This window comes from Streptomyces sp. NPDC044044 (assembly GCF_056434405.1).
In genome coordinates this window covers 525,566-549,564 of record NZ_JBWKFG010000006.1, presented here as the reverse complement: position 1 = coordinate 549,564, position 23,999 = coordinate 525,566, and the positions used below count along the sequence as shown (strand labels likewise).

Below are 23,999 nucleotides of genomic sequence, written 5' to 3'. Positions count from 1 at the left end.
TCAGACCTCGCCCCCCGCCATGCTCTCCACGGCCCGGAACACCGGGAGCTCCAGCTCCTTGTCCACCTGCTGGAATTCGAGCCGCACCGGCTGCCCGATCCGCACCTTGTCGCTGGGCACGCCGACCACGTTGCTGACCATCCGCACGCCCTCCGCCAGGTCGATGAGCCCGACGGCGTACGGGGGATCGAAGGCAGGGAAGGGCGGGTGGTGCATGACGACGTACGAATAGACCGTGCCCTCGCCGCTCGCCTCGACCGTGTCCCATTCGAGCGACCCGCAGGCATTGCAGCCGGGCAGCCAGGGGAAGCGCAGTGCCCGGCAGCCGCCGCAGCGCTGGATCAGGAGCTGGTGCCGGGCAACGCCTTCCCAGAATCCGGCGTTGTCCCGATTGATCACCGGGCGGGGCCTCTTGCCCTGGGGTTTCCGCCCCGCCGGCGCGTACTTGAGGATGCGGAAGCGATGCGTCCCCGCCGGCTCGCCGCCCGCTCTGACGTCCATCCGCGTCGTGACGAAGTGCCCCGTGCCCAGCTTGGTCGTCTTGCGCTCCGACACCGACTCGATGACCGCGTCGAAGGTGATCTCGTCCCCCGGCCGCAGCGCCCTCAGATACTCCTGCTCGCAGTCCGTGGCGACGACCGAGGTGTACCCCGCGCCGTCCAGGAGCGCGAACAGCTCGTCGTAGGCGGCCGAACGTCCCTGGTGTCCGGAGAGACCGCCCATCGTCCAGGCCTGGAGCATGGTCGGCGGCGCGATCGGATCCGCCCCCGCATAGGCCGAGTTGGCGTCTCCCATGGCCTCGCACCAGTGCCGGATCATCGGCTCGTTGACCAGGTCCTTGCCCACACCCGACGTGGCGGCCGCCCGCCCCTCGAACACTTTCAGCGTCTCGTACGAAAGATCAGTCACCGCCGTCCCCTCCGCATCCCGAGGCGCATCGTCGCCACGATCTCCCGCTGCACCTCGCTCACCCCGCCCCCGAACGTATTGATCTGTGCCGCCCTGTTCATCCGCTCCAACTCCCCCTCACCGCCCGTGCCGAGCGCCAGGGACCCGGGTGAACCGGCCCGCACCAGACCCGCCTCGCCCGTGACTTCCTGACATATTCGGTACACCTCCACGGCCGATTCGGTTCCCACGACTTTCACGCCGCTCGCGTCTCCCGGCGCCAGCACGCCCGCCCCGACATCCCCCACCAGACGCCAGTTGAGCAGGCGCGTTGCCGCCAGCCGCGCCTGCGCTTCGGCCAGTCTCGAACGGACCCACGGAGCGTCAATCCGGCGCTCACCCGTCACCGGATCGGGTGTGCGGGCGAAGGCGAGGGCCGCGTCGTAGAAATCCTCGGCCTGCATGCCGATCGCGGCGAGCGCCACCCGCTCGTGGTTGAGCTGGTTGGTGATGAGCCCCCAGCCGCCGTTCTCTTCGCCGACCAGATGCGTGGCGGGCACGCGGATCTGGTCGTAATACGTCGCCGTCGTCGTCAGGCCGCCCACCGTCTCGATGGGCGTCCACGAGAACCCGGGCGCGTCGGTAGGCACGAGGATGATCGAGATGCCCTGGTGCTTGGGGGCCTCGGGGTCGGTGCGGCAGGCCAGCCAGATCCAGTCGGCGTTCTGGGCGTTCGACGTGAAGATCTTCTGTCCGTCGATGACCCACGCGCCGCCCGGCCCGTCGGGTCCGTCGGGTCCGTCGGCAGGTCCATCGAAGGGTCCATCGGGCTCGTCGGCCTCGCGCACCGCCCTCGTCCGCAGCGAGGCCAGATCCGTCCCCGCCGACGGCTCGCTGTACCCGATCGCGAAGACGAGGTCCCCGCTGAGGATGCGCGGCAGGAAGGCGGCCTTCTGCTCCTCGGTGCCGTACTTCATGAGGGTCGGCCCGACGGTGTTCAGGGTGACCATCGAAACGGGCGCGCCCGCGCGGTAGGCCTCGTCGAAGAAGACGAACTGCTCGTCGGCGCCGCGCCCCTGCCCGCCGTACTCCACCGGCCAGCCCAGGCCGAGCATGCCGTCGGCCCCGATGCGCCGCAGCAGTCGGCGCTGCCCCTCCAGGTCGCCCCCTGCGGGCGGCCCTCCTGGCATCAGATCGCTGAAGTACGCGCGCAGTTCGGCGCGCAGCTGCTGTTGGCGTTCGGTGGGGGCGAGGTGCACGGCGGCGGCCTCTCCTTCGCGTACGGGTTTGCGTACGGGCGCGTACGGGCGTCGCACCGACAGTGATTTCTGACTGTCCGTCAGAAACTGTCGCGGTGTCAAGAGATCACCCCGGGTCACCTCGTCCGACCCCGAACGCGCCTGCGCGGCGGTGCAGATGCACCGCCGCGCAGAACGCCACACACCCCATCGAGCTGACCCCAGGAGCTATCCCGTGGGCCGTTGCCTCACCAGAGATGGGTGAAGTTGACGGCGATGTTCTCGTTCGACTGGTCGATCGCCGTGAACGCCGAGCCGTTCACCTGGGCGGTGTTGTTCTGGTTCGAGGCGCCCGAGCCGACCGCCTGCTGCTGCGACGTGGACGAGTTGCCGTTGTTGTTGCCGCCGACGCCGCTGCCGTTGACAGTCGCCACGCCCGCATTCGATCCGTCGTTCGCGAAGGCGCCGTTGTCGGCCATCGCGACACCCGAGAAGAGTGCGGCGGCCAGGGGCAGGGCTGCGGCGGCAGCGATGACGCGAGCGGTACGGATGCTTGCCATGTCAATTCCTCCAGAACGGGGGTACGCACCGGCGAGATGCCGGAAGTACCTGAAGTACGGCTGTTTCCCAGGCGGTTGGCCGACCGCCCCGGGGGTTCTGCACGACGTCGCGAGTCCAGAGTTGCCCACCGAATCCCCGGCGAACCACCCCGGAAGCCCCAATTCCCCCGCAAGCGTGAGTACAAGTCGATAAACACGCTTCGCTCCCCCATAGCCCCAGCTCAGCCCCCGGAACCCCGCCCAAACCCAGGCGCCGCAGGTGCTGAAGCGTTCCGCCACTTCGTGAAGATCGGCGGCCGTCCGCGCGTTTCGCCCGCGCGCCGCGCCACCCCCTCTTCCTTTCTTCGAACGCTTGTACGAAAATGGCGGCATGGCCACCATCGACCGCCATGCCACAACGCTCGCACTCGCCCACGCCCTGTCCGCCGCCGAGCGCGGTCTCGCCGTCATCCCGCTCTCCCGCACCAAACTGCCGGCGCTCCGCTCCCCCCACCACGAGCAGCCCGAACCGACCCCCTGCCACGGCGAATGCGGTCGCCCCGGACACGGCGTGTACGACGCATCGACCGATCCCCGCCGCATCCGCGAGCTCTTCACCGCCGCCCCCTGGGCCACCGGCTACGGCATCGCGTGCGGGCTGCCGCCGCACCACCTGATCGGCGTCGACCTGGACACCAAGTCCGGTACGGACGCTCCGGCGGCCCTACGGGAACTGGCGCTGCGCCATCTGTTCACGATCCCGGCCACGGTCGTCGTGGCGACCCCGAGCGGTGGCCGCCACATCTGGCTCGCGGGTCCGCCCGACGCCGTCATCCCCAACTCGGCGGGCCGCCTCGCCCCCGGCATCGACATCCGGGGCGCCGGTGGCTATCTCGTCGGCCCCGGCTCGCGCACCGAGCACGGCGTCTACAGCGCCGTGGCCGGCACCGCGCATCTCCCTCCGGCGAACTGCCCGCCCGCCCTGCTGCGCCTGCTCACGCCTCCGCCCCGCATCCACCAGCCCGCGCTCCCGCATACGCCGGTCCCGGCGCCGGTCCAACGGGGCCAGGGCCTGGTGCAGTTCGTGCTCGCCGCGCACGAGGGCCAGCGCAACACCCGCCTGTTCTGGGCCGCTTGCCGCGCCTACGAGAACGGCATCGGCGAGTCCCTGATCGAGGATCTCGCCGATGCCGCGCTCCGGGTCGGCCTGACGGAGCGCGAGGCGCGCTCGACGATCGCGTCGGCGGCACGGCTGACGGGGCACGCGTGACGCAGCCCCCAGGAGGAAGCAGAAAAGGACTCAGTAAGGGGCGTCCGCCGTGACGGACGCCCCTTACTGAATGCTCCCCGGCGACCTTCAAGCCGCTTGTCCGCTAGCCGAGCAGCGAACGCACCGCCGCGCGATCGATGTTCGTCAGCGCGCGGACCAGCTTCGGGGTGAGGAAGACGATGGCGAGGCCGACCAGGGACGCCCCCGCGATCTGCACCGGCGACTCCAGGTAGAACGCGTGGCGCTCACCGCCGGAGGTGTAGTCGAACAGCCGGTAGCCGGGCCAGTCGACGTAGCGCGGGAACACCCAGGAGTACGCCGGCAGGAGCGCGACCACCCAGCCGGTGACCAGGAAGGTCACGCTGAGGACGAAGGACACCACCCGCGACGGGAACATCACGAACTGGAAGAGCAGCGCCCGCCAGCCGGCACCGTCCGAGAGCCGTGCCCGCATTCCCTCCCACGCACCCGCGCCCCGCGGCCTCTCCACGGCGGCGGGACCGGCGACCTCGAGCCCCAGCTGCGTCCGCGCCCGCCCCCGCTCGGCGGCCCCGAGCCCTCGCGCCCCGGCCAACGCGGCCGCGAGGACCGGCAGTCCGAGCACGGTGACGAACAGGCTCACGCCGAGCGCGAACATCGTCACGGCGAAGGTGAAGCCCACGATGGCGATGGGCAGCGACGTCACCGTGTAGCCGATCTCCCGGTACGTGGAAGCGGCGAACGGCGCCCGCCAGAAGCCCGGGGACTCCGGGACCCCCGCGGAGCTCACAGGCGAAGGAACGGTGGGAGAGGAGGGGGCAGTGTGAGCGGCGGGAGCGGCTGCGTACGGCAGTGCGCTGGTGCTCATGACGGGCCTCGAATCTTCGCGGTGGGGACGTTGCCGGGGAGTGCCGTGCTGATGTCCTCCACGTTCGCGAATCGGAGCGGCCCGCGACATACGGTGACCCGGTCTCTCGGGGGTGTCGCTGGCACCACCCCTCGGCGCCTCTCGGACGGAAAAAGGGTGCCTCCCGGTGAGAGGCACCCTTTCGCTGCGGGAGAGACCGTCAGCCGTCGGATCAGCCGTCGAAGCCGAAGCCGTGGAGAGCGGTCCCGTCCCGGTGGCCGCCGTCCGCCTGACCGCCGGTGGTGATCCCGTAGGGGCCGCCCATGTTGGTGAAGGTATGGCCCGCGTAGCGGCCCTCGCTGAAGGTGGTGCCGGGGTCGTCGGCGACGGCGGTGCCGGCCGCCAGGAACCCTGCGACGGTGGCCACGGCGAGAGCGGATGCGATGCGCTTCAACACGAGTGTCTCCTCTGAGTCGGATCCAGTGATCTCCGCGGAGAACGACACCGCACTCAGCGATCACCTCCGCCTAGGCACGCCGGGCGGCGCCCACGTGGAGTAGCCCGGTTTCATCCAGCCGCAGGGAAGCGCAATGGGGAGAGCCTCTGACCGATGTTGCAGGTCAGAGGCTCTCAACCACTGCGGTGGGTGTGGGATTTGAACCCACGGTGACTCGCGCCACGACGGTTTTCAAGACCGTTCCCTTAGGCCGCTCGGGCAACCCACCCCGCACCGCCGCTCAGGGCGGTGCGGGGACAAGAGTAGCGGGTCAGCTCTCGCCCTTGCGCTGGCCCAGGACCACGTCGACCTTGTGCTCCTTGCCGTCGCGCTTGTACGTGATCTCGACGGTGTCGCCCGGCTTGTGGGTCCAGATCTGGCCGATCAGGGTCGGACCGCTGTCGATCACCGTGTCGTCCAGCTTCGTGATGACGTCGCCGGGCTTGAGGCCCGCCTTGTCCGCGGGACCGTTCGGGGTGACCGCCTGCGAACCGCTCGCGCCTTCCGGGGAGATCGTGGCGCCGCCCGTGCTCTCCTCCAGGGAGACCGAGGCACCGATCACGGGGTAGACCGCCTGGCCGTTCTTGATCAGCTGCTGTGCGACGTTCTTGGCCTGGTTCACCGGGATCGCGAAGCCCAGGCCGATGGAGCCGGACTGACCGCCGCCGCCACCGAGGCCGCCGCCGCTCTCCGCGGGCTTGATCGCGGAGTTGATGCCGATGACCGCGCCGCCCGCGTCGAGCAGCGGGCCGCCGGAGTTGCCGGGGTTGATGGAGGCGTCGGTCTGCAGGGCGCTCATGTACGAGCTCTTGCTGCTGGCGCCGTCGCTGGAGGTCACCGGGCGGTCCTTGGCGCTGACGATGCCGGTGGTGACCGTGTTCGAGAGGCCGAAGGGGGCGCCGATGGCGATCGTCGAGTCGCCGACGGCCACCTTGTCGGAGTTGCCGAGGGGAAGCGGCTTCAGGTTCGAGGGCTTTTCCTTGAGCTTGATGACCGCCACGTCATAGCCCTCGGCGCGGCCGACCACCTCGGCGTCGTACTTCTTGCCGTCCGAGAACGTCGCCGCGAGCTTCCCGCCGTCGGCCGCGGAGGCCACGACGTGGTTGTTCGTGAGGATGTGGCCCTGCGTGTCGTACACGAAGCCGGTGCCCGTGCCGCCCTCGCCGTTGCCGCCCTGGGCCTCGATGGTGACGACGCTGGGCAGCGCCTTGCCCGCGATGTCGGCGACCGTGCCGGGGTCGCGCTTGAGGTCGGCCGGGGTGTTCGACGCGGACACCGTGGTCGAGCCCGTGCTGTCGTCGTTCCGGTCGGCCGCCCAGAAGCCGATGCCGCCGCCGACACCACCGGCGACGAGGGCGGCCACGAGCACCGCGGCGATCAGACCACCGCGCTTGCCCGCGGGCTTGGGCCCTTCCGGGTGCTGCGCCGCGTACGACGCGCCCCACCCGGAGCCTGAGCCACCGCCCTGGGCGTACGAAGGAACGGCGGGCGGCTGCGGAGGCGGCCAGGCCCCGGCGCCGGAGGCCTGCGGGGGCGCGCCCGCGGTGGCACCGGCGTGCGCCGGAGTCTGGTGCGCCGCCGGTTCCTGGGCGAACGCCGCGGAAGAATGCGCCGCGGGGTCGGGGGTCGAAGCGGGCGCTACGGGCTCGGCGGAAGCAGCGGGAGTTTCCACCGGCACAGGAGGCGCTGACGGGGCCGGGGGTACCTCGTTGCCCTCGTTCTCGGTGCTCACAGCTCTACTCCTCGGTCCACGCTGTCGTTCTCGGTCACGGCCTGGCTGTGCCCAACTGTGCATGTGTCTGCAGTCAGCTTTTCCCATGGGCTGTCAGGGCACCATAAGCCGATCCTGTGGATCCGGCTCTGCGTGCGCCACACCGTGGGCACACCTGCGGGTACCCCGTGATGGCACCATGACGCGGTGACCCTCGCACGACAGCACCAGATCCAGGTCGTCGCCCACCGCGGAGCCTCCGAAGACGCCCCCGAGCACACGCTGGCCGCGTACAAGAAGGCGGTCGAGGACGGTGCCGACGCCCTCGAATGCGATGTACGCCTCACTGCGGACGGACACCTCGTCTGCGTCCACGACCGCCGCGTGAACCGTACGTCGAACGGCCGAGGAGCCGTGTCGGCCCTGGAGCTCGCCGACCTCGCCACGCTCGACTTCGGCTCCTGGAAGAACAATCACGGTGAGGCCGACGAAGGCCCCGACTGGGAGGACACCTCCGTCCTCACCCTGGAGCGGCTCCTCGAGCTGGTGGCCGAAAGCAACGCTTCGGGGCGCCACGTCCAGCTGGCGATCGAGACCAAGCACCCCACCCGCTGGGCGGGCCAGGTGGAGGAAAGGCTCCTTCTTCTACTGAAGCGCTTCGGTTTGGATGTCCCACCCGGCGGCGGCCCCTCTCCCGTACGCGTCATGAGCTTCTCGGCGCGCTCCCTGCACCGGGTGCGGACCGCGTCCCCCACCCTGCCGACGGTCTATCTGATGCAGTTCGTCTCGCCTCGCCACCGCGACGGCCGCCTTCCCCAAGGTGTGGGGATCGCAGGACCGGGGATGCGGATCGTCCGCAACCACCCCGCCTACGTGGCCAAACTCAAACGCGCGGGCCACCAGGTGCACGTGTGGACCGTGAACGAACCCGAGGACGTGGAGCTCTGCGCCGAACTCGGCGTCGACGCCATCATCACCAATCGCCCCAAGCAAGTGCTGTCCCAGCTGGGACGTCGCTAACCGCCATCACGACGGTTACAGGGTGTGCACCGGCGCGTTCGGTCCGTATTCGATCGTTACGAGTGCGTCACCGCACAAGGATTGGCCGGTTTCCGGTCCAGTCCATTGGGGCATTCACACCGTGGCGTGGGGCGAAGGAGGTCTCGGGGGTGGCGTTGGTGGTGGCACGGGAGGTGCCCGCGTCGTCGAGCATGGCCGTACCCCATGGCCCGGCGGGCGTGGGAGAAGCAAGGCACCGTATGCGCGATCAACTGCGCGGGAACGGAGTGCCGGAATCGGTCGTCGACGATGCCGTACTGATCCTTTCGGAATTGCTCAGCAATGCCTGTCGGCATGGCAGACCGCTGGGCGAAGGAATGGTCGGCGACGGTGATGTCCGGGCCGCTTGGCGCGTGGAGGCGACAGGCCGGCTGACAGTCGAGGTGACGGACGGGGGCGGCCCGACCCGCCCCGTTCCGGCCACACCCTCGGTCACCGCGCACGGCGGTCGTGGACTCAACATCATCACGGCCCTGGCCGATTCGTGGGGCGTGCGTGACGACACCCATGGCGAGGTCACGGTGTGGGCCGCCGTACATGCCGAGCACCGGCACGACGACTTCGCTACGCGCGTCGCGGCCCCCTCGGGTGCCGCGATAGCCGACTCCGCGTACGCGGACCCCTTCGAGGACCTCGACTGAGTCAGGCCGACTCAGGCTGAATCCCGACGCCCTTTGGGTGAGCGGCTAGGCTCGCGCCCGTACGCCCAAGACGTACGAAGAGCCACGCTGGAAAGCCGCATCCGGGAGACACCCAAGATGGCCAAGAAGCGCCCTCAGACCAAGGGCAAGCAGCCGCAGCTGACGGACGGGCAGGTTCCTGTCGTCGGTGCCCGCGAACCCTGCCCCTGCGGTTCGGGCCGCCGTTACAAGGCCTGTCACGGCCGGGCCGCCGCGCACGCGGTGACCGAGCTGGTGCACCGCCCCTTCGAAGGCCTGCCCGGCGAGGGCGACTGGGTGGCGCTGCGCGAGCTCGTCCCGGCGGCGACCGTCGAACTGCCCCTCAAGGACGGGCTGCCGGAGGGCGTGCCCTCCGTCTCCCTGGCGACCGTCCTGCCGATGGCCTGGCCCGCGCTGCGCCGCGACGACGGCTCGGTCCTGCTCGGCCTGCAGAACGACACCGCGTCCGGCGACATCAGCCGCGACCTCGCCGACACCCTCCAGCGCGCCCTGACCGCCGAGCCCGGCTCTCCGGTCCAGGCACGCCGCGCCCCCGCCGACGGGCCGCGCCTTCAGGACATCCTCGACCCCGACGGCGCATTCGAGCCGATCGTGCACGCGGGCTTCGAGTTCTGGGTGCCGGATTCGGAGAACGCGTCCACGGAGGTCTCCGCGTCCCTGGAGCGGGCCAACGCCGCCGCGATCCCGACCGTGAAGCTCTCCGGCGTGGACTCCGCGTACTGGTGCGAGACCCCGGAGAAGAACCACCTGCGCTGGGTCATGCCGCACCCCGAGGAGCAGCTCCTCGACGCGCTCGCCCGGCTGCACGCGGCCGGTACGTCGAGTCTCGGCGAGGGGACCCGGCTGGTCGGCTCCTTCCGGGCGCACGGTCTGACCGTGCCGGTGTGGGACCTGCCGAGCGGAATGGGCGCCGAGGACATCGAGAAGCCCGCCGCCGAGTTCGCCGAGCGGCTCGCGGCGGCGCTCGCCGTCGATGCTCCGCTCACGCCGGAGGAGCGCCGGGCGCGCGGCGGTCTCACCAACCGCCAGGTGACGCTTAGCTGACCCACCAGTCAGTCGGGAAACGGGTGACTCCTGTCACAACTCCCCGTCGTCGCAGGTAAATCCCTGTCTGGATATCCGAGATCGAATTTGCCCAGAGCAGATCTCTTGTTACCGTTCAGGTAGCCCGGTTGCTGGTGCATCCCCCGTCGCCAGCAACCGGGCCCTTCCATGCCAGGCCCGATGTCCGGCCTGACCTGTGCTCTCAACTGGCCTTCGGCCGCGCGGAGTTGCTCCCGGAGCGCAGGAGCAACGGCCCGCCACTCCCGTCGGCGAACTCCACCACCGCCGAATACGCCTCCGCATCCCCCGTCGTACGCTCCCGTGGCGTCTCGCACGCCCCCGGCTCGTCCGCGGCACCCACCGCGCAATGCGTCTGGACGGTGCGTCCGCCCGGACCCATGACGGTCAGTACGGCGCTCAGCTCATCACCGGTCGTGTTGCGGTAGTACGTGCGCCCCCAGGTGTCGTGCCCCTGGGTCAGGACGCACGTCTGGGCCTCGATGCCCTTGGGGGATGTGAGTTCGGGGCCGCACTGGGCGGCGGTGTCGAGGCCGAGCCCTGTGAGGAGCGACGCGTCGTCCGAGGTGCGGCCGCCCGAGGACCGGCCGTCCGAAGACCGGCCGTCCGAAGACCGGCCGTCCGAAGTCGCGTCCTCCGTAGAGGACCGCTTCGAATCCGGCTTCTCCATGGAGGGCTGTTTCGCGTCGGGATCCGGCGCCGCCCCCGGTGCCGCGTCCGCCGACCGGTCCGACGGCCTGGCTTCGGTGTCACTGTCGCCCACGGGCCCCGCGGAGGCGCCGGCGAACGGCAGGAGAACCGTGATGGCCACGACGCCCATGAGCGCGATCAGGCGGGGGTTCATGGGCCCTGACACTAACGACGTTTGATGGGCGCCCGGCTCGCCGCGCGCCCATTTCCCCTACAACTCGGGCGCGCTCACACCCGTACGAGTGAGCGCGTCGACCACCGCGTCCACCACGGCCTCGACATCGGGCACCCACGGCGCCGCCGAGCCGGGCAGCGGAGCCCGCTCCCAGCGCACCGGTCCCTGGCCCGTCCCGGAGGGCGGCAGCGCGAGATATCCGCCCTCTCCGTGGAAGCGCAGTGAGCCGGGCACGAAGTCCTTGGCGTACAGCAGTTCGCCCAACTGCTCCATGGAGTACGGCGCGACGAGCAGGAAGAGGCGGGCGGGGGTCGCCACGACCGGGCCGAGCCTGATGCCCATCTGGTCGAGCGCGGCCAGGGCGCGCGCGCCCGCGATGGCGGGCAGGCTGACGGCGCAGGGGGCGCTGGCGCCGGTGGCGAGCACGATGGGCGCGTCCGGGCGGTTGGTCCACCACCAGCGCACCATGCGCTCGTCGGTCGTCGCGGCCAGCAGGCCGGGGTCGAGCGGATGAGCTCCTGGCACCGTGCAGTCGGGGTCGGGGCAGGCGCAGCGGGTGCCGTCTCGCCGGTCGAGTCCGACGCCGGGCACGACCGGCCACTTCCATGCCGTCGCAAAGGTCAGTGCCGCGCCGATCAGACCAGGACTCTGGTCAGACTTCCTGCCGGTGAGCCGGGACAGGAGCCTGCGTCGCCTTCCGAGGATCTCGCGCATGAGCGCTCGTTCCTTTCCGTTTACACGCCGAGGAACACGGCGGGCCACATCACACCATGTGTGGATCACTTCGCTGTGCGTAGAACTGGCGCATCACACCCCAGCCTGCGGCATGGGGAACCCCTAGGGGGCCGAGCGTTAGCGTGGCGTGGGGTGGCGGTGCCTGGCGTTTGCTGTCCCGCGTACTTATTCGCCGCCTCCCCCCACGGGAGGATGGGGCACGGTCGTCGTGAGTTAAGACGCCCGGTTCCGTCACCAGGTTCCGGGCTGATCTCAACTGCCCCTGGTCATCACCGAGTACGTACCCATCACGACCGCTGTGACGCGCCTCCCGTGCCTGAGGGCCTGGGAGTGCCCCTTGTTGAACAATCCCAGTCGATCGCAATAGGCCGTCGCCTCAGGCACTTTTGAGCCAAGTTACCAAGATCGCCAAAACGCCACAGAATTCCCACGGACACCAGGAATCCCAGCTGGACAATGCTGGACATCCCCTCATCAGTGCGTGTAGATGTGGAGAACATTGCTAGCGGCGCAGAATGACATGGGGGTTTGCGATGCTATTGAGCAATACGCACCGGCCGGAAAGCCGTCAGCCATGAACGCTCCGCACCTCCCGAAAGTGGCCGGAATCGATTCAACTGTTCCGCCACAAGACCACACTGTCGCGCCCGCCCCACAGGCCCAGAGCGCACCGACCCTCATGATCCAGGACCGGCTCGCGGGCTGGATCTCCGATCTCACCACCCTGCAGGAGCTCACGGAACGCCTGGCCCGCACGGCCACGCTCGACGAAGCCCTGCACGAACTGCTGCGCGCCGGAGCCGCCCTGGTCGGCGCCCGCCGCGGCCTGCTCGTCATGGAGCCCGCCGACGGGCTCGGTCCCGACACCACCATCGGCCTCGGCCTCGCCCGCGCCGACCTCGGCCACATCGAGACGGTGCCCCGCGGCGCCACCGCCTTCGGGCGGCTCCTCGACGCACCGCCCGCGCCGCCGGGCTCCGAGACCGAGATCGTCAACGCCGACCTGCTCGCCGACAGCACCCTCGACCCCCGCCACCGCGAGGTCGCCGCCCGGCTCGGCTACGCCGCGAGCTACGCACTGCCCCTGTCCACCGAAGCGGCGGGCCGGATCGGCGCCGCCGTCTGGCTGTACGACGAGCCGGCGGAGCCCGGCGAGCGCCAGCGGCACCTCGTCGGCCTCTACGCACGCCAGGCCGCCGAGCATCTGGCGCGCCTGATCGAACTGGAACGCGCCCGCACCACGGAGGCCACCTTGCGCGAGGAGCTGCTGCCCTCGCGGCTGCCGCGGGTCGCCGGGGTGCAGCTCGCCGCCCGGCACCGCACCTCCGCGCGCGGAGGCGGCGACTGGTTCGACGCGCTGCCGCTGCCCGACGCCGCGCTCGGCCTCGCGGTCGGGTCCGTCACCGGGTCAGGGCCGAGCGCCGTCGCCGCGATGGGGCGCCTGCGGGCCTCCTTGCGGGCCTACGCCGTGATGGAGGGCGAGGACCCCGTCGCCGTACTGTCCGATCTGGAGCTGCTGCTTCGGCTCACCGAGCCCGCGCGGTCGGCGACGGCCCTCTTCGCGTACTGCGAACCGGCGCTGCGCAAGATCGTCCTGGCCGGGGCCGGGCACAGCCCGCCGCTCGTGATCGGCGAGCGGCGTACGGAGTTCGTGGAGACCTCGCTCTCGGCGCCGCTGGGGATGCTCGCCTGCTGGGAGGCGCCGAGCGTGGAGTTCAAGACGGGGCCGGGAGAAACGGTGCTTCTCTATACGGACGGGCTGCTGCACCGCACCGGCGACCCGATGGACCGGGCCTTCGCGCGGCTGCACGCGGCGGCGGCGAGCGTACCGAAAGCGGTGCGCGACGACCCGGACGCGCTCGTCGATCACGTCCTGCGGACGGTGCTGCCGGACGGGCTCGACGCGGCCGACAGCGACGAGGACGTGGTTCTCCTCGCGGCCCGTTTCGAGTGACCTCCGCAATACGGCATGTAATGGGCCTTCCGGCTCTGGGCCCCCTTCCGTACGCCCGTACGATGGAGGGGGCCCAGTGTCGTACATAGGAGGCAGATCGTGTCGGAGGAGCTCATTCCGGAGAACCCGGAGACCCCGGAAGACCTGGAGATCGAGTCCGAGGAAGAGCCGATCAAGCAGCGCAAGAACGGCCTGTACCCGGGCGTCTCCGACGAGCTCGCCGAGAACATGAAGTCCGGATGGGCCGACACGGAGCTGCACGACCTGCAGCCGATCGCCCAGGCCGAGCACACCGCCGCCCGCCGTGCCGCGCTCTCCGCGCGCTTCCCGGGCGAGCGTCTCGTGATCCCCGCGGGCAATCTCAAGACCCGCTCGAACGACACGGAGTACGCCTTCCGCGCCTCCGTCGAGTACGCGTACCTGACCGGCAACCAGACCGAGGACGGCGTCCTCGTCCTGGAGCCGACGGACTTCGCGGACGGCACGAGCGGCCACGAGGCCACCATCTACCTACTGCCGCGCTCCAACCGCGAGAACGGCGAGTTCTGGCTGGACGGCCAGGGCGAGCTGTGGGTCGGCCGCAGGCACTCCCTCACCGAGGCCGAGACGCTGTACGGCATCCCGGCGTCCGACGTGCGCGAGCTGCCCGGACAGCTGCGTGAGGCGACCGGTTCCGTCCGGGTCGTCCGTGGCTACGACGCGGGCGTCGAGGCCGCGCTGACCGACAAGGTCACCGCCGAGCGCGACGAGGAGCTGCGCGTCTTCCTCTCCGAGGCCCGTCTGGTCAAAGACGAGTTCGAGGTCGGCGAACTGCAGAAGGCGTGCGACTCGACCGCCCGTGGCTTCGAGGACGTCGTGCGCGTCCTGGACAAGGCCGAGGCGACCAGCGAGCGCTACATCGAGGGCACGTTCTTCCTGCGCGCCCGCGTCGACGGCAACGACATCGGCTACGGCTCGATCTGCGCCGCGGGCCCGCACGCCACGACGCTGCACTGGGTGCGCAACGACGGCGCCGTGCGCTCCGGGGAGCTGCTGCTGCTCGACGCCGGTGTGGAGACGCACACGTACTACACCGCCGACGTGACGCGGACGCTGCCGATCAACGGCCGCTTCGACGAGCTGCAGCGGAAGATCTACGACGCCGTGTACGAGGCCCAGGAGGCCGGCATCGCGGCGGTGCAGCCCGGCGGCAAGTACCGCGACTTCCACGACGCCGCGCAGCGCGTGCTCGCCGAGAAGCTCGTGGAGTGGGGGCTCGTCGAGGGCCCGGTCGAGCGCGTCCTGGAGCTGGGTCTCCAGCGCCGCTGGACCCTGCACGGCACCGGCCACATGCTCGGCATGGACGTCCACGACTGCGCCGCCGCGCGCCGTGAGACGTACGCCGACGGTGTCCTTGAGCCCGGCATGTGCCTGACCGTCGAGCCCGGTCTGTACTTCCAGGCGGACGACCTGACGGTGCCGGAGGAGTACCGCGGCATCGGCGTACGGATCGAGGACGACATCCTCGTGACGGCCGACGGCAACAAGAACCTGTCGGCCGCGCTGCCGCGGCGTGCGGATGACGTCGAGGCGTGGATGGCCGAGCTCAAGGGTTGAGCGCTCTGCCGAACCGGGCCCCTTCTTTAAGAAGGGGCCCGGTTCTGCGTTTCCGGGGCCGCGTTTCCGGGGCCTAGCGCTCGTCCTCGCCCGCGACCTTGGCGGTGCTCAGGGCGATGCGGTTCCAGGTGTTGATGGTGAAGATCAGGGCCAGGACGTGGCCAAGCTCCGTCTCGTCGAACTGGGCGGCCGCGCGGGCGTAGACGTCGTCCGGTATGCCGCCCTGGTGGACGAGCGTGACGGCCTCCGTCAGGTCGAGGGCCGCCTGCTCCTTCTCCGTGAAGAAGTTCCTGGCCTCGCGCCACACACCGACCATGTGCAGGCGCGCCTCGTCCTCGCCCGCCTTGCGCGCGTCGGAGGTGTGCATGTGCAGGCAGTACGCGCAGCCGTTGAGCAGCGAGGCGCGGATCTGGATCAGCTCGACCAGGGCCGGGTCGATGCCCTCGCGGGCGGCGGCGTCGAGTCCGATCACGGCCTTGAAGGCCTTGGGGGCGGCCTTGGCGAAGTTGAGGCGAGGGGTGTGCGTGTGGACCTGTGCGGCGTTCTCGTTGTTCGTCATGACCATGAATCTACGGGTGGAATAGACCTCAGATAGGGTGCATTCCCATGGTGGAATCGTGGGTCAATTTGGCCGAGCGCATCGGGAGTGACCTGCATCTGGAGCTCTCCGGGGCGGGAGGGCGCCGTGCCGTCCTCATCCGCGCGCTGCGCGACGCCGTGCGCGAGGGGCGGCTCGCTCCGGGGACGCGGCTTCCGCCCTACCGCTCCCTCGCCGCCGATCTGGGCATCGCCCGCAACACCGTCGCCGACGCCTATGCCGAGCTGGTCGCCGAGGGCTGGCTGACCGCGCGGCAGGGGTCCGGCACGCGCGTTGCCGAACGGGCGGCGCCTCCCGCGCGCACCCGTGTCCCCAAGCGGGCGCCCGCCCGGCCCGCCGCGTCCGCCCCGCCCACGTACGACCTGCGTCAGGGCCAGCCGGACGCCGCCTCCTTCCCGCGCACCGCCTGGCTCGCCGCGGCCCGGCGCGCCCTCAACTCCGCACCTAACGAGGCCTTCGGGCCGGGTGACCCGCAGGGGCGCATCGAGCTGCGCCGGGCGCTCGCCGGCTACCTGGGGCGCGCCCGCGGGGTGCGCACCGACCCGGAGCGGATCGTGGTGTGCTCCGGGTTCGCGCACGCCCTGCGGCTGCTGTTCGGGAGCGGGGGAGGCGGGATGCTGAAGGGTCCGCTGGCCGTGGAGTCGTACGGCCTCGGTTTCCATCGCTCGATCCTCGGGACCGCGGGCGTACGGACGGTCCCGCTCGGCCTCGACGAAAAGGGCGCCCGGATCGAGGAGTTGACCGGGAGTCAGCGGGTCAAGGCCGTCCTGCTCACGCCCGCACACCAGTTCCCGACCGGTGGCCCCCTGCACCCGTCCCGGCGCGCCGCGGTGATCGACTGGGCGCGTACCGGCGGCGGCCTCGTCCTGGAGGACGACTACGACGGCGAGTTCCGTTACGACCGGGAGCCGGTGGGCGCCGTACAGGGCTTGGATTCCGAACGTGTCGTCTACATGGGCTCGGTCAGCAAGAGCCTCTCTCCAGGGGTGCGTCTGGGGTGGCTCGTTCTGCCCGAACACCTCATCGACGGGGTGCTCGCGGCGAAGGGCGAACGGGAGGCGTGGGTCAGTGTCATCGATCAGCTCACGCTCGCCGACCTCATCGAGTCGGGCCACTACGACCGGCACGTCCGCCGCATGCGTCAGCGCTACCGCCACCGCCGCGATCAGCTCGTCGCCGCCCTCGCGGCCCATGCCCCGCACATCAGCCCGACCGGCGTCGCCGCGGGCCTGCACGCCGTCCTGCGGCTGCCGCCCGGCACCGAACAATCCACGGCGAAGGCGGCCGCCTGGCAGGGCCTCGCGCTGGAGGGCCTCGCCGATTTCCGCCACCCGGAGGCGACGATGCCCGCACCCGACGGTCTGGTCGTCGGCTATGCGACGCCGCCGGAGCACACCTACGGAGCGGCACTGGAGGCCCTGTGCAGGGCGCTGCCTCCCGGCTAGCGGGCTCGCCGCCGGACTGGCCGGGGAGGGGCCGACAGGCGGCCAAAAGGGCTCTCAGGCGGTGACGAGCGGTGCGTCCTCGCGCCACTTGAGGATCTTGTCGAAGCTGATCACCGCGCCGCCCCTGCCGCCCGGCCTGTTGCCGAAGTGCACATGATCGGCGAGCTCCTGGATGAGGTAGAGACCCCGTCCGTGCTCGGCGGTGTCGGAAACGGGCTGCGCGACGGGGACGAATCCCGGTCCTGAATCGGCCACTTCGATGCGGCACTTCTCGCCGTCGAGGTACGCCGTCACCCGATACGCCCCGGCCGCCCCCTCGGGGACCGTCGCCCCGCCGTGCTCCACCGCGTTGGCACAGGCCTCGCTGAGGGCCACCGACAGGTCGTACGAGACGTCGGGATCCACCCCCGCGCTCTCCATCGTGCCGATGAGCAGCCGACGGGCCAGTGGGACGCTCGCAGCTTCGCGCCGCAAATGGAGTGACCACCACATGCTCATGCTCCAGCCTCCTGGCCGCGGCTCGACATACCGATACGTATTGCCGCAAGCGCCCGTGTATAAGCGCGCAGTTGACGTGATGCCGCCCATACGGCCGACGCGCGGACGGGTCGGGACGGTGTAGACACGTCCCTCACAAGCCACTTTCGATCCCTCCTAAAGACACCCATTCGGTGCCCATCGGCATCGATGGGCACCGATCGGCATCCATGGGAGCTTGCGGACCTGCCGTATGCGGCGGGTAGGCCCAGTGCAATGATGTTCCGGCCATGACTGCCCCCCACCAGCGTGAAGCGCGCGCCGGAGTCGACCTCCGGCTGCTGAGAGCCTCGGTGTTCGCCGTGCTCTGCGTCGTGCTGTCCGCCGGGGGCCATGTGCTCGCTTCCTGCGCCGCCGTCCCGCTGTGGACGCTCGGCGTCGGATTCCTCGCCGTCCTTGCCGTCGCGGCACCGCTCGCCGGGCGTGAGCGCTCGCTGCCGGGCATCGCCGCGGCGCTGGCCGCCGGGCAGGTGGGCCTGCACGTTCTCTTCGGAGTCGGCCAGCACGGCGGCGGCACGGCGACGGCCGCCGACCCCTCCCTGGTGGAGCGGGCCACACGTCTGGTGTGCGGGGCGGGTGCCGCCAACATCAGCCCGGCCCAGGCCCATCGGATCCTGTCGACAGCAGGCATGGAGCCGGGCGGCGGGGCTCCGGGCCACGCCGTCCATCACAGCGCCCCGGCCACGGCGGCGGACTCCGCGATGGACTCCATGTCGCTGCTCCCGTCGCTTCCCATGCTCCTGGGGCACGTACTCGCCGCCGTCGCCGCCGGATGGCTGCTGCGCCGCGGCGACATCGCGCTGCTCCGGCTCGTGCGGCTCTCGGCGCACGGGGCGCATGGAGTCGCCGAGGGGGCGCTCGTGCGTTCCCTGCGCGGTGCGCTCGCTCTCGTACGCGCCCTGCGCGCCGGACTTCCCGGGGCGCCCGACGCGGGTCCGCGCGCGCCCCGTACGGCGTACTTCGGACCGCTGACGCCGCACACCACCACGCTCCAGCACACGGTGATCAGGCGTGGCCCGCCGGCCACCGCCGCACTCGCACTCGCTGCCTGACGCGACGCACTCCTACCGCAGCACTACGGAGAGGTGCGTCACGCCCGGCGGCATCCACGCGCGCGTGCCCGCTCGGTTCGCCGCCGCGCGCACTCTCCCCTGATCACCACTGCCGGCCTGTTCGGCACTGCTGATCATCACCGCTGCTGATCATCACCGCTGAAAGTGGAGTGTTTCTGCCATGTCTGTTCTGTCTGCGCTGTCCACCGTGAAGGCCTCCCGCGTCTCCGTCGTCGGTGGCGTCGCCGCCTCCGCCGTCCTGCTGCTCTCCGTCCCCGCCTTCGCGCACGTCAGCGTCACCGCCGAGGGCGAGGCCGCCAAGGGCGGCTACGCCACGGTCAACTTCAAGGTGCCGAACGAGATGGACGACGCCTCGACCAACAAGCTCGAGGTGTCCTTCCCCGAGGACCACCCGCTCGCCTCCGTCATGACGCAGCCCGTCCCCGGCTGGACCGCGAAGGTCACCAAGACGAAGCTCGACAAGCCCCTTGAGATGCACGGCGAGAAGATCGACGAGGCCGTCTCCAAGGTCACCTGGACCGCCGACGGCAAGGGCGTCCAGCCGGGCACCTTCCAGAAGTTCCCGCTCTCCCTCGGCGCGCTGCCCGAGGACGCCGACGAGCTCGTCTTCAAGGCCGTCCAGACGTACGACAACAAGGAAGTCGTCCGCTGGATCGAGCCGCAGCAGAAGGGCCAGGAGGAGCCGGAGCACCCGGCGCCCGCCCTCGCCCTGACCGCCGCGTCCGAGGACGGCCACGGCGCCGCCGCCTCGCACGACGACGCCAAGGAAGACGCGAAGTCGGACGAGAAGAGCGAGTCCGCCGCCTCCTCCGACAGCAGCGACTCCACCGCCCGCGTCCTCGGCATCGTCGGCATCGTCGTAGGCGCTGCGGGCGTGGCGTTCGGCGTGCTCGCCGGCCGTCGTCGCGCCAACAGCTGAGCCACCCTTCGGGCCGCACCGGGGGCGTTTCGCCTGCCCCCGGTGCGCCTGGACCCCCCTCACATCTGGGACATTTTCGTATGCGCAAGAAGAAGCTGCTCGCCGCCGCCATGCTGGCCGCGGCCACCCTCACCCTGTCCGCCTGCGGCGGCGGTGACGACGGCAAGAAGCCCGTCGCGGACGTCTCCGTCGAGTCCAACGGCGACAAGGCCGCGACCATCCTCGACAAGCCCTTCGAGAAGCCGGACCTCGTCCTCACGGACACGCACGGCAAGAAGTACGACCTGCGCGCGGCGACCAAGGGCAAGCCGACGCTCATCTACTTCGGCTACACCAACTGCCCTGACGTCTGCCCCCTGACGATGAGCAACATCGCCGTCGCCAAGAAGCAGCTGCCCAAGGCCGAACAGGACAAGCTCCAGGTCGTCTTCGTCACCACCGACCCGAAGCGCGACACCCCCGAAGCACTCGGCAAGTGGCTCAAGGCCCAGGACACCGACTTCATCGGCCTGACCGGTGACTTCGACACCATCCAGGGCAGCGCCCGCACCCTCGGCATCAGCATCGAGCCCTCCAAGAAGGAGAAGGGCAAGGTCGTCTCGATGCACGGCACGCAGGTCATCGCGTTCTCGCCGAAGACCGACGCCGGGTACGTCCTGTACGGCGAGGACACCACCGTGGACGACTACACCAAGGACCTCCCCAAGATCGTCAAGGGAGCCACCCCGTGAACCGCCGCACTCTCGTCACCGGGGCCATGGCGCTGACGGCCGGCCTCGCCCTCGCGGGCTGCTCGGACTCGTCCGGCGACAAGGACGCCGACAAGGCATCCGACAAGCCCGAGCTCAAGGTCGCGGGCGCCTTCATGCCCGAACCCGCCATGGACACCATGGCCTCCGGGTTCTTCACCGTCACGAACAAGGGCGCCGCCGACAAGCTCACCTCGGTGACCAGCTCCCTCGCGCAGAAGGTCACGTTGCACAGCACCAAGGGCAACGCGATGAAGGAGCAGAAGTCGTTCGACGTGCCCGCGAACGGCGAGCTCGACTTCGCCCGTGGCGGCAACCACCTCATGTTCGAGGAGCTCGAGCACAAGCCGAAGCAGGGCGACAAGGTCGCGGTGACGCTGCACTTCGAGAAGTCGGACCCCATCGAGATTGAGGTTCCGGTGAAGGCCGCCACGTACAACCCCAAGCCCGGCAAGCACGCGTCGCACTGAGGGACTGATCGCTGATGCAGACCATCGCTCCCCGCTGTGGAGCTCGCTCCGGGGCCGCCGCCCGCTTCGGGATACCCCCCGGCGTCGGACGGCTCCTGCTCGTCGTCGCCGTCTTTCTCGGCGCCCTGCTGGCCACGGCGGCTCCCGCCTCCGCCCATGCCGCGCTGACGGGCAGCGACCCCAAGCAGGGGGCGGTGGTCGACAAGGCACCCGCCCGCGTGTCGCTGACCTTCTCCGAGAAGGTCGCCATGTCCGACGGCTCCGTACGGGTCCTCGACCCGGCCGGCAAGCGTGTCGACACCGGCAAGACCAGTGACCTCGGGTCCAACACGTACGGCGTGAACCTGCACAAGGGGCTGCCCGACGGCACCTTCACCGTCGCCTACCAGGTCGTCTCCGCCGACAGCCACCCCATCTCCGGGGCCTACACCTTCTCCGTGGGCGCGCCGTCCGACACCAAGGTCGCGCTGCCGGACCAGGAGGTCGGCGGCGGATTCGTCGGCGGGCTCTACGGCTTCGCTCGCTACCTCTCGTACGCCGGATTCATCCTCGTCGTCGGCGGGGCGGCCTTCGTGCTCGGCTGCTGGCCGGGCGGCGCGGGCGTGCGGCCCGTGCAGCGCCTCGTGGTGTCCGGCTGGGTCACGCTCACCGCGTCCACGCTCGTCATGCTGCTGCTCCGCGCGCCGTACACCGGGTCGGGGAAGATCGCCGACGCCTTCGACATGGCCAAGCTCGGCGACGTGCTCCAGACGAAGACGGGGGCCGCACTGGTCTCCCGGCTGCTGCTGCTCGCCGCCGCCGCGCTCTTCATCGCGGTGCTCTTCGGTGCGTACGAGAAGCGAACCGACCCCAAGGAGCGCAAGGACCTCACCTTCGGGCTCGCGATCGGCGGCGGCGTCGTCGCCATCGGGCTCGGCGCGACCTGGGCCATGGCCGAGCACGCGTCGACCGGCATCCAGGCCGGGCTCGCGATGCCCGTGGACGTCGTGCACCTGCTCGCCGTCGCCGCCTGGCTCGGCGGCCTCGCGGCGCTCGTCGTCGCCCTCTACTTGGCGCCGTCGGTGGAGGCCGGGGCGGTGCGGCGCTTCTCGCGGGTCGCGTTCTGCAGCGTCGTCGCCCTCGCCGCGACCGGGCTCTACCAGTCGTGGCGGCAGGTCGGCTCCTGGTCGGCGCTCACCGGTACGTGGTACGGACAGCTGCTCCTCATCAAGGTCGGCCTGGTGGTCGTCCTCGTCGGCATCGCCGGGATCTCGCGGCGCTGGACAGCGCGGATCGCGGGCCAGGCGGGCGACCTGGCCCCGGAGGCCGCGGCGGCCACCGTCGTCGAGAAGCGCGCGGAGAAGCGTGCCGCGGCCAAGCGCGTGGAGAAGAAGCCGGTGACGGTGCCCGCGGGTGCCACCGGAGGGGACTCCAAGCGCTCCGCCCAGCTCGCCCGCCAGCAGGCCGCCATGAGCACCGCCCGCGAGAAGCGGATCCGCGACGCGGACCCCAACCGGTCCGGCCTGCGCCGCTCCGTGCTCGCCGAGGCGGGCGTCGCCGTCGTCCTGCTCGCCGTCACCACGGTCCTCACCTCCACCGAGCCCGGACGCACGGAGGAGGAGGCGGCCGCCTCGAAGACGGCTGCCGCCGCCGCACAGCGGTCAGGACCCCTCTCCCTCAAGTTCCCCTTCGACACGGGCTCCGACGACGGCAAGGGCACCCTGCAGCTCGACCTGGACCCGGGCCGCACCGGCAGCAACGAGATGCACATCTTCGTGAAGCGGCCGAACGGCAGCGCCTTCGACATCCCCGAGGTGAAGGTCTCCTTCACCCTCAAGTCGAAGGACGTCGGCCCGCTGCCCGTCTCCCCCGACCACATCGCCACCGGACACTGGAGCTCCAGCGGGGTGCAGATTCCGATGGCCGGCAAGTGGAAGATCGCGGTGACCGTGCGCACCTCCGACATCGACCAAGTGACCGTGAACAAGAACGTGCAGATCGGCTGAACGGAACCACCATGGCGGACAACGGGATTTCGAGGCGGCGGCTGCTCGGCACCGCCGGCGCCACCGGTCTCGCGCTCGGCGCGGCGGGCGGTGCGGCCGGGTACGCCGCGGCGCCCTCGGACGCCTCGGAGGGAGCGTCATCGTCCCGTGCGGCGTCGCTGACGTCCCTTGGCGCGGACACGGTCATGTTTCACGGGAAACATCAGCCGGGCATCACCACGCCCGTCCAGTCCCGCGGCCATCTGGTGGCCTTCGACCTCGCGGCGGGCGCGGGCCGCAAGGAAGCGGCGGCCCTGCTGCGCCGCTGGTCGGCGACGGCCGAGCGGTTGATGGCGGGCAAGGCCGCGGAGGGCGGGGACACGGATGTCGCCCGGGACGCGGGTCCGTCGTCCCTGACCGTCACCTTCGGCTTCGGCCACAGCTTCTTCGGGCGCACCGGTCTGGAGAAGCAGCGCCCGTCGGCGCTCGACCCGCTGCCGGACTTCTCCTCCGACCATCTCGACAAGGCACGCAGCGACGGCGACCTGTGGGTGCAGATCGGCGCGAACGACCCGCTCGTCGCCTTCCACGCGCTGCGCGCCCTCCAGAAGGAGGCGGGTGACGCGGCACGGGTGCGCTGGCAGATGAACGGCTTCAACCGCTCGCCCGGCGCGACCGCGCACCCGATGACGACCCGCAACCTGATGGGCCAGATCGACGGCACGAACAACCCGAAGCCGTCGGAGGACGACTTCGACCGGCGGATCTACGTGCCCGCCGCGGGGGACCCGTCCTGGATGGCGGGCGGCTCCTATGTCGTCGTACGCCGCATCCGGATGCTCTTGGACGACTGGGAGAAGCTCGGCCTGGGGGACCAGGAGGCGGTCATCGGGCGCCACAAGTCGGACGGCTCCCCCCTGACCGGCGGCACGGAGAGCACCGAGCCGAAGCTGGAGAAGGCGGGCAAGGACGGCAAGTACGTCATCGCCCTCAACGCCCACTCCCGCATCACCCGTCCCGACCAGAACGGGGGCTCCGCGATGCTGCGCCGCCCCTTCTCGTACCACGACGGCTTCGACAAGGACGGCGAGCCGGACGCGGGCCTGCTCTTCGTGTGCTGGCAGGCCGACCCGCTCCGCGGTTTCGTGCCGGTGCAGCGCAAGCTCGACCGGGGGGACGCTCTGTCGGAGTTCATCCGGCACGAGGCGAGCGGCCTCTTCGCGGTGCCGGGCGGTGCGGCGAAGGGCGAGTACGTGGGGCAGCGGCTCCTGGAGGCGTAGGCCTGGGTCCGTTCCGCATGCGGCCCGCGCCCCACTTCGCGCGTG

General features: G+C 70.6%; 23 protein-coding genes and 1 tRNA gene. 13 read left to right on the top strand and 11 right to left on the bottom strand.

Going from position 1 to position 23,999, the window contains the following annotated elements; all coding sequences use genetic code 11:
* The 3 genes from AC07AG_RS25005 to AC07AG_RS24995 form a co-directional block, all read right to left on the bottom strand.
* Complete coding sequence (locus AC07AG_RS25005) at positions 1-909, bottom strand: bifunctional MaoC family dehydratase N-terminal/OB-fold nucleic acid binding domain-containing protein (protein WP_478757782.1); 909 nt, start codon at positions 907-909, stop codon at positions 1-3.
* Positions 906-2,147 carry an acyl-CoA dehydrogenase family protein gene (locus AC07AG_RS25000; RefSeq protein WP_478757926.1) on the bottom strand — a complete coding sequence of 414 codons (1,242 nt, stop codon included), beginning with the start codon at positions 2,145-2,147 and terminating at the stop codon, positions 906-908. The genes AC07AG_RS25005 and AC07AG_RS25000 overlap by 4 nt, the downstream gene beginning before the upstream one ends.
* A gap of 227 nt (positions 2,148-2,374) precedes the next feature.
* Positions 2,375-2,686 (bottom strand): hypothetical protein, encoded by a 312-nt coding sequence (locus AC07AG_RS24995; protein WP_478757780.1) that lies wholly within the window; start codon positions 2,684-2,686, stop codon positions 2,375-2,377.
* Between the two features lie 370 nt (positions 2,687-3,056).
* Between AC07AG_RS24995 and AC07AG_RS24990 the strand changes: the two genes are divergently transcribed.
* Positions 3,057-3,935, top strand: coding sequence for a bifunctional DNA primase/polymerase (locus AC07AG_RS24990; protein WP_478757779.1), 879 nt, complete (start codon positions 3,057-3,059; stop codon positions 3,933-3,935).
* A gap of 103 nt (positions 3,936-4,038) precedes the next feature.
* On the opposite strand, the gene AC07AG_RS24985 is transcribed toward AC07AG_RS24990, so the two are convergent.
* The 4 genes from AC07AG_RS24985 to AC07AG_RS24970 all read right to left on the bottom strand — a co-directional run bounded on the left by AC07AG_RS24985 (position 4,039) and on the right by AC07AG_RS24970 (position 6,989).
* On the bottom strand, positions 4,039-4,704 hold the full coding sequence (locus tag AC07AG_RS24985) for a sensor domain-containing protein (RefSeq protein ID WP_478757777.1): 666 nt from the start codon (positions 4,702-4,704) through the stop codon (positions 4,039-4,041).
* A 289-nt stretch (positions 4,705-4,993) separates the two neighbouring features.
* Positions 4,994-5,218, bottom strand: coding sequence for a hypothetical protein (locus tag AC07AG_RS24980; protein WP_478757775.1), 225 nt, complete (start codon positions 5,216-5,218; stop codon positions 4,994-4,996).
* A gap of 183 nt (positions 5,219-5,401) precedes the next feature.
* Positions 5,402-5,486 (bottom strand) — tRNA-Ser (locus tag AC07AG_RS24975).
* Positions 5,487-5,528: 42 nt separating this feature from the next.
* Positions 5,529-6,989 carry a S1C family serine protease gene (locus tag AC07AG_RS24970; protein ID WP_478757773.1) on the bottom strand — a complete coding sequence of 487 codons (1,461 nt, stop codon included), beginning with the start codon at positions 6,987-6,989 and terminating at the stop codon, positions 5,529-5,531.
* A gap of 186 nt (positions 6,990-7,175) precedes the next feature.
* On the opposite strand from AC07AG_RS24970, the gene AC07AG_RS24965 reads away from it, so the two are divergent.
* The 3 genes from AC07AG_RS24965 to AC07AG_RS24955 all read left to right on the top strand — a co-directional run bounded on the left by AC07AG_RS24965 (position 7,176) and on the right by AC07AG_RS24955 (position 9,751).
* Positions 7,176-7,988 (top strand): glycerophosphodiester phosphodiesterase, encoded by an 813-nt coding sequence (locus AC07AG_RS24965; RefSeq protein WP_478757771.1) that lies wholly within the window; start codon positions 7,176-7,178, stop codon positions 7,986-7,988.
* A gap of 62 nt (positions 7,989-8,050) precedes the next feature.
* Positions 8,051-8,668, top strand: coding sequence for an ATP-binding protein (locus AC07AG_RS24960; RefSeq protein ID WP_478757770.1), 618 nt, complete (start codon positions 8,051-8,053; stop codon positions 8,666-8,668).
* A 117-nt stretch (positions 8,669-8,785) separates the two neighbouring features.
* Positions 8,786-9,751: a DUF5926 family protein gene (locus AC07AG_RS24955; RefSeq protein ID WP_478757768.1), complete on the top strand. Its 966-nt coding sequence runs from the start codon at positions 8,786-8,788 to the stop codon at positions 9,749-9,751.
* 202 nt (positions 9,752-9,953) lie between these two features.
* Here the strand turns inward: AC07AG_RS24955 and AC07AG_RS24950 are convergent, their stop codons facing one another.
* Entirely contained in the window at positions 9,954-10,613 is a 660-nt protein-coding gene (locus AC07AG_RS24950) for a hypothetical protein (RefSeq protein ID WP_478757767.1), read from the bottom strand.
* A 57-nt stretch (positions 10,614-10,670) separates the two neighbouring features.
* Positions 10,671-11,348 carry a bifunctional DNA primase/polymerase gene (locus AC07AG_RS24945; RefSeq protein ID WP_478757766.1) on the bottom strand — a complete coding sequence of 226 codons (678 nt, stop codon included), beginning with the start codon at positions 11,346-11,348 and terminating at the stop codon, positions 10,671-10,673.
* Between the two features lie 541 nt (positions 11,349-11,889).
* On the opposite strand from AC07AG_RS24945, the gene AC07AG_RS24940 reads away from it, so the two are divergent.
* Positions 11,890-13,323 (top strand): PP2C family protein-serine/threonine phosphatase, encoded by a 1,434-nt coding sequence (locus AC07AG_RS24940; protein ID WP_478757764.1) that lies wholly within the window; start codon positions 11,890-11,892, stop codon positions 13,321-13,323.
* A 99-nt stretch (positions 13,324-13,422) separates the two neighbouring features.
* Entirely contained in the window at positions 13,423-14,919 is a 1,497-nt protein-coding gene (locus AC07AG_RS24935; RefSeq protein ID WP_478757763.1) for an aminopeptidase P family protein, read from the top strand.
* 73 nt (positions 14,920-14,992) lie between these two features.
* Here AC07AG_RS24935 and AC07AG_RS24930 read toward each other — a convergent pair whose 3' ends face one another.
* On the bottom strand, positions 14,993-15,484 hold the full coding sequence (locus AC07AG_RS24930) for a carboxymuconolactone decarboxylase family protein (protein ID WP_478757762.1): 492 nt from the start codon (positions 15,482-15,484) through the stop codon (positions 14,993-14,995).
* Between the two features lie 41 nt (positions 15,485-15,525).
* Between AC07AG_RS24930 and pdxR the strand changes: the two genes are divergently transcribed.
* Positions 15,526-16,962: a MocR-like pyridoxine biosynthesis transcription factor PdxR gene (gene pdxR, locus AC07AG_RS24925; protein WP_478757760.1), complete on the top strand. Its 1,437-nt coding sequence runs from the start codon at positions 15,526-15,528 to the stop codon at positions 16,960-16,962.
* Between the two features lie 54 nt (positions 16,963-17,016).
* On the opposite strand, the gene AC07AG_RS24920 is transcribed toward pdxR, so the two are convergent.
* On the bottom strand, positions 17,017-17,460 hold the full coding sequence (locus tag AC07AG_RS24920) for an ATP-binding protein (RefSeq protein ID WP_249588963.1): 444 nt from the start codon (positions 17,458-17,460) through the stop codon (positions 17,017-17,019).
* A gap of 269 nt (positions 17,461-17,729) precedes the next feature.
* On the opposite strand from AC07AG_RS24920, the gene AC07AG_RS24915 reads away from it, so the two are divergent.
* From AC07AG_RS24915 to efeB, 6 genes are all read left to right on the top strand, one after another.
* Complete coding sequence (locus AC07AG_RS24915) at positions 17,730-18,551, top strand: hypothetical protein (protein ID WP_478757759.1); 822 nt, start codon at positions 17,730-17,732, stop codon at positions 18,549-18,551.
* Between the two features lie 181 nt (positions 18,552-18,732).
* On the top strand, positions 18,733-19,491 hold the full coding sequence (locus tag AC07AG_RS24910; protein ID WP_478757757.1) for a YcnI family copper-binding membrane protein: 759 nt from the start codon (positions 18,733-18,735) through the stop codon (positions 19,489-19,491).
* An 80-nt stretch (positions 19,492-19,571) separates the two neighbouring features.
* Positions 19,572-20,222 carry an SCO family protein gene (locus AC07AG_RS24905; RefSeq protein ID WP_478757755.1) on the top strand — a complete coding sequence of 217 codons (651 nt, stop codon included), beginning with the start codon at positions 19,572-19,574 and terminating at the stop codon, positions 20,220-20,222.
* The gene (locus tag AC07AG_RS24900; RefSeq protein WP_478757754.1) at positions 20,219-20,710 is read left to right on the top strand and encodes a copper chaperone PCu(A)C; all 492 of its coding nucleotides are present in this window, start codon (positions 20,219-20,221) and stop codon (positions 20,708-20,710) included. Before AC07AG_RS24905 ends, AC07AG_RS24900 begins: the two co-directional genes overlap by 4 nt.
* A 14-nt stretch (positions 20,711-20,724) precedes the next feature.
* Positions 20,725-22,695 (top strand): copper resistance CopC/CopD family protein, encoded by a 1,971-nt coding sequence (locus AC07AG_RS24895; protein ID WP_478757753.1) that lies wholly within the window; start codon positions 20,725-20,727, stop codon positions 22,693-22,695.
* 11 nt (positions 22,696-22,706) lie between these two features.
* Positions 22,707-23,954 (top strand): iron uptake transporter deferrochelatase/peroxidase subunit, encoded by a 1,248-nt coding sequence (gene efeB / locus AC07AG_RS24890; protein WP_478757751.1) that lies wholly within the window; start codon positions 22,707-22,709, stop codon positions 23,952-23,954.
* Positions 23,955-23,999: the final 45 nt, after the last annotated feature.

What these genes read in the sequence shown, in the direction of transcription:
- AC07AG_RS24995 (WP_478757780.1), bottom strand. Translation starts at nt 2,686, where the DNA reads ATGGCAAGCATCCGTACCGCTCGCGTCATCGCTGCCGCCGCAGCCCTG.
- AC07AG_RS24990 (WP_478757779.1), top strand. Translation starts at nt 3,057, where the DNA reads ATGGCCACCATCGACCGCCATGCCACAACGCTCGCACTCGCCCACGCC.
- AC07AG_RS24955 (WP_478757768.1), top strand. Translation starts at nt 8,786, where the DNA reads ATGGCCAAGAAGCGCCCTCAGACCAAGGGCAAGCAGCCGCAGCTGACG.
- AC07AG_RS24950 (WP_478757767.1), bottom strand. Translation starts at nt 10,613, where the DNA reads ATGAACCCCCGCCTGATCGCGCTCATGGGCGTCGTGGCCATCACGGTT.
- AC07AG_RS24945 (WP_478757766.1), bottom strand. Translation starts at nt 11,348, where the DNA reads ATGCGCGAGATCCTCGGAAGGCGACGCAGGCTCCTGTCCCGGCTCACC.
- AC07AG_RS24940 (WP_478757764.1), top strand. Translation starts at nt 11,890, where the DNA reads ATGGGGGTTTGCGATGCTATTGAGCAATACGCACCGGCCGGAAAGCCG.
- AC07AG_RS24930 (WP_478757762.1), bottom strand. Translation starts at nt 15,484, where the DNA reads ATGGTCATGACGAACAACGAGAACGCCGCACAGGTCCACACGCACACC.
- pdxR (WP_478757760.1), top strand. Translation starts at nt 15,526, where the DNA reads ATGGTGGAATCGTGGGTCAATTTGGCCGAGCGCATCGGGAGTGACCTG.
- AC07AG_RS24920 (WP_249588963.1), bottom strand. Translation starts at nt 17,460, where the DNA reads ATGAGCATGTGGTGGTCACTCCATTTGCGGCGCGAAGCTGCGAGCGTC.
- AC07AG_RS24915 (WP_478757759.1), top strand. Translation starts at nt 17,730, where the DNA reads ATGACTGCCCCCCACCAGCGTGAAGCGCGCGCCGGAGTCGACCTCCGG.
- AC07AG_RS24910 (WP_478757757.1), top strand. Translation starts at nt 18,733, where the DNA reads ATGTCTGTTCTGTCTGCGCTGTCCACCGTGAAGGCCTCCCGCGTCTCC.
- AC07AG_RS24905 (WP_478757755.1), top strand. Translation starts at nt 19,572, where the DNA reads ATGCGCAAGAAGAAGCTGCTCGCCGCCGCCATGCTGGCCGCGGCCACC.
- AC07AG_RS24895 (WP_478757753.1), top strand. Translation starts at nt 20,725, where the DNA reads ATGCAGACCATCGCTCCCCGCTGTGGAGCTCGCTCCGGGGCCGCCGCC.
- efeB (WP_478757751.1), top strand. Translation starts at nt 22,707, where the DNA reads ATGGCGGACAACGGGATTTCGAGGCGGCGGCTGCTCGGCACCGCCGGC.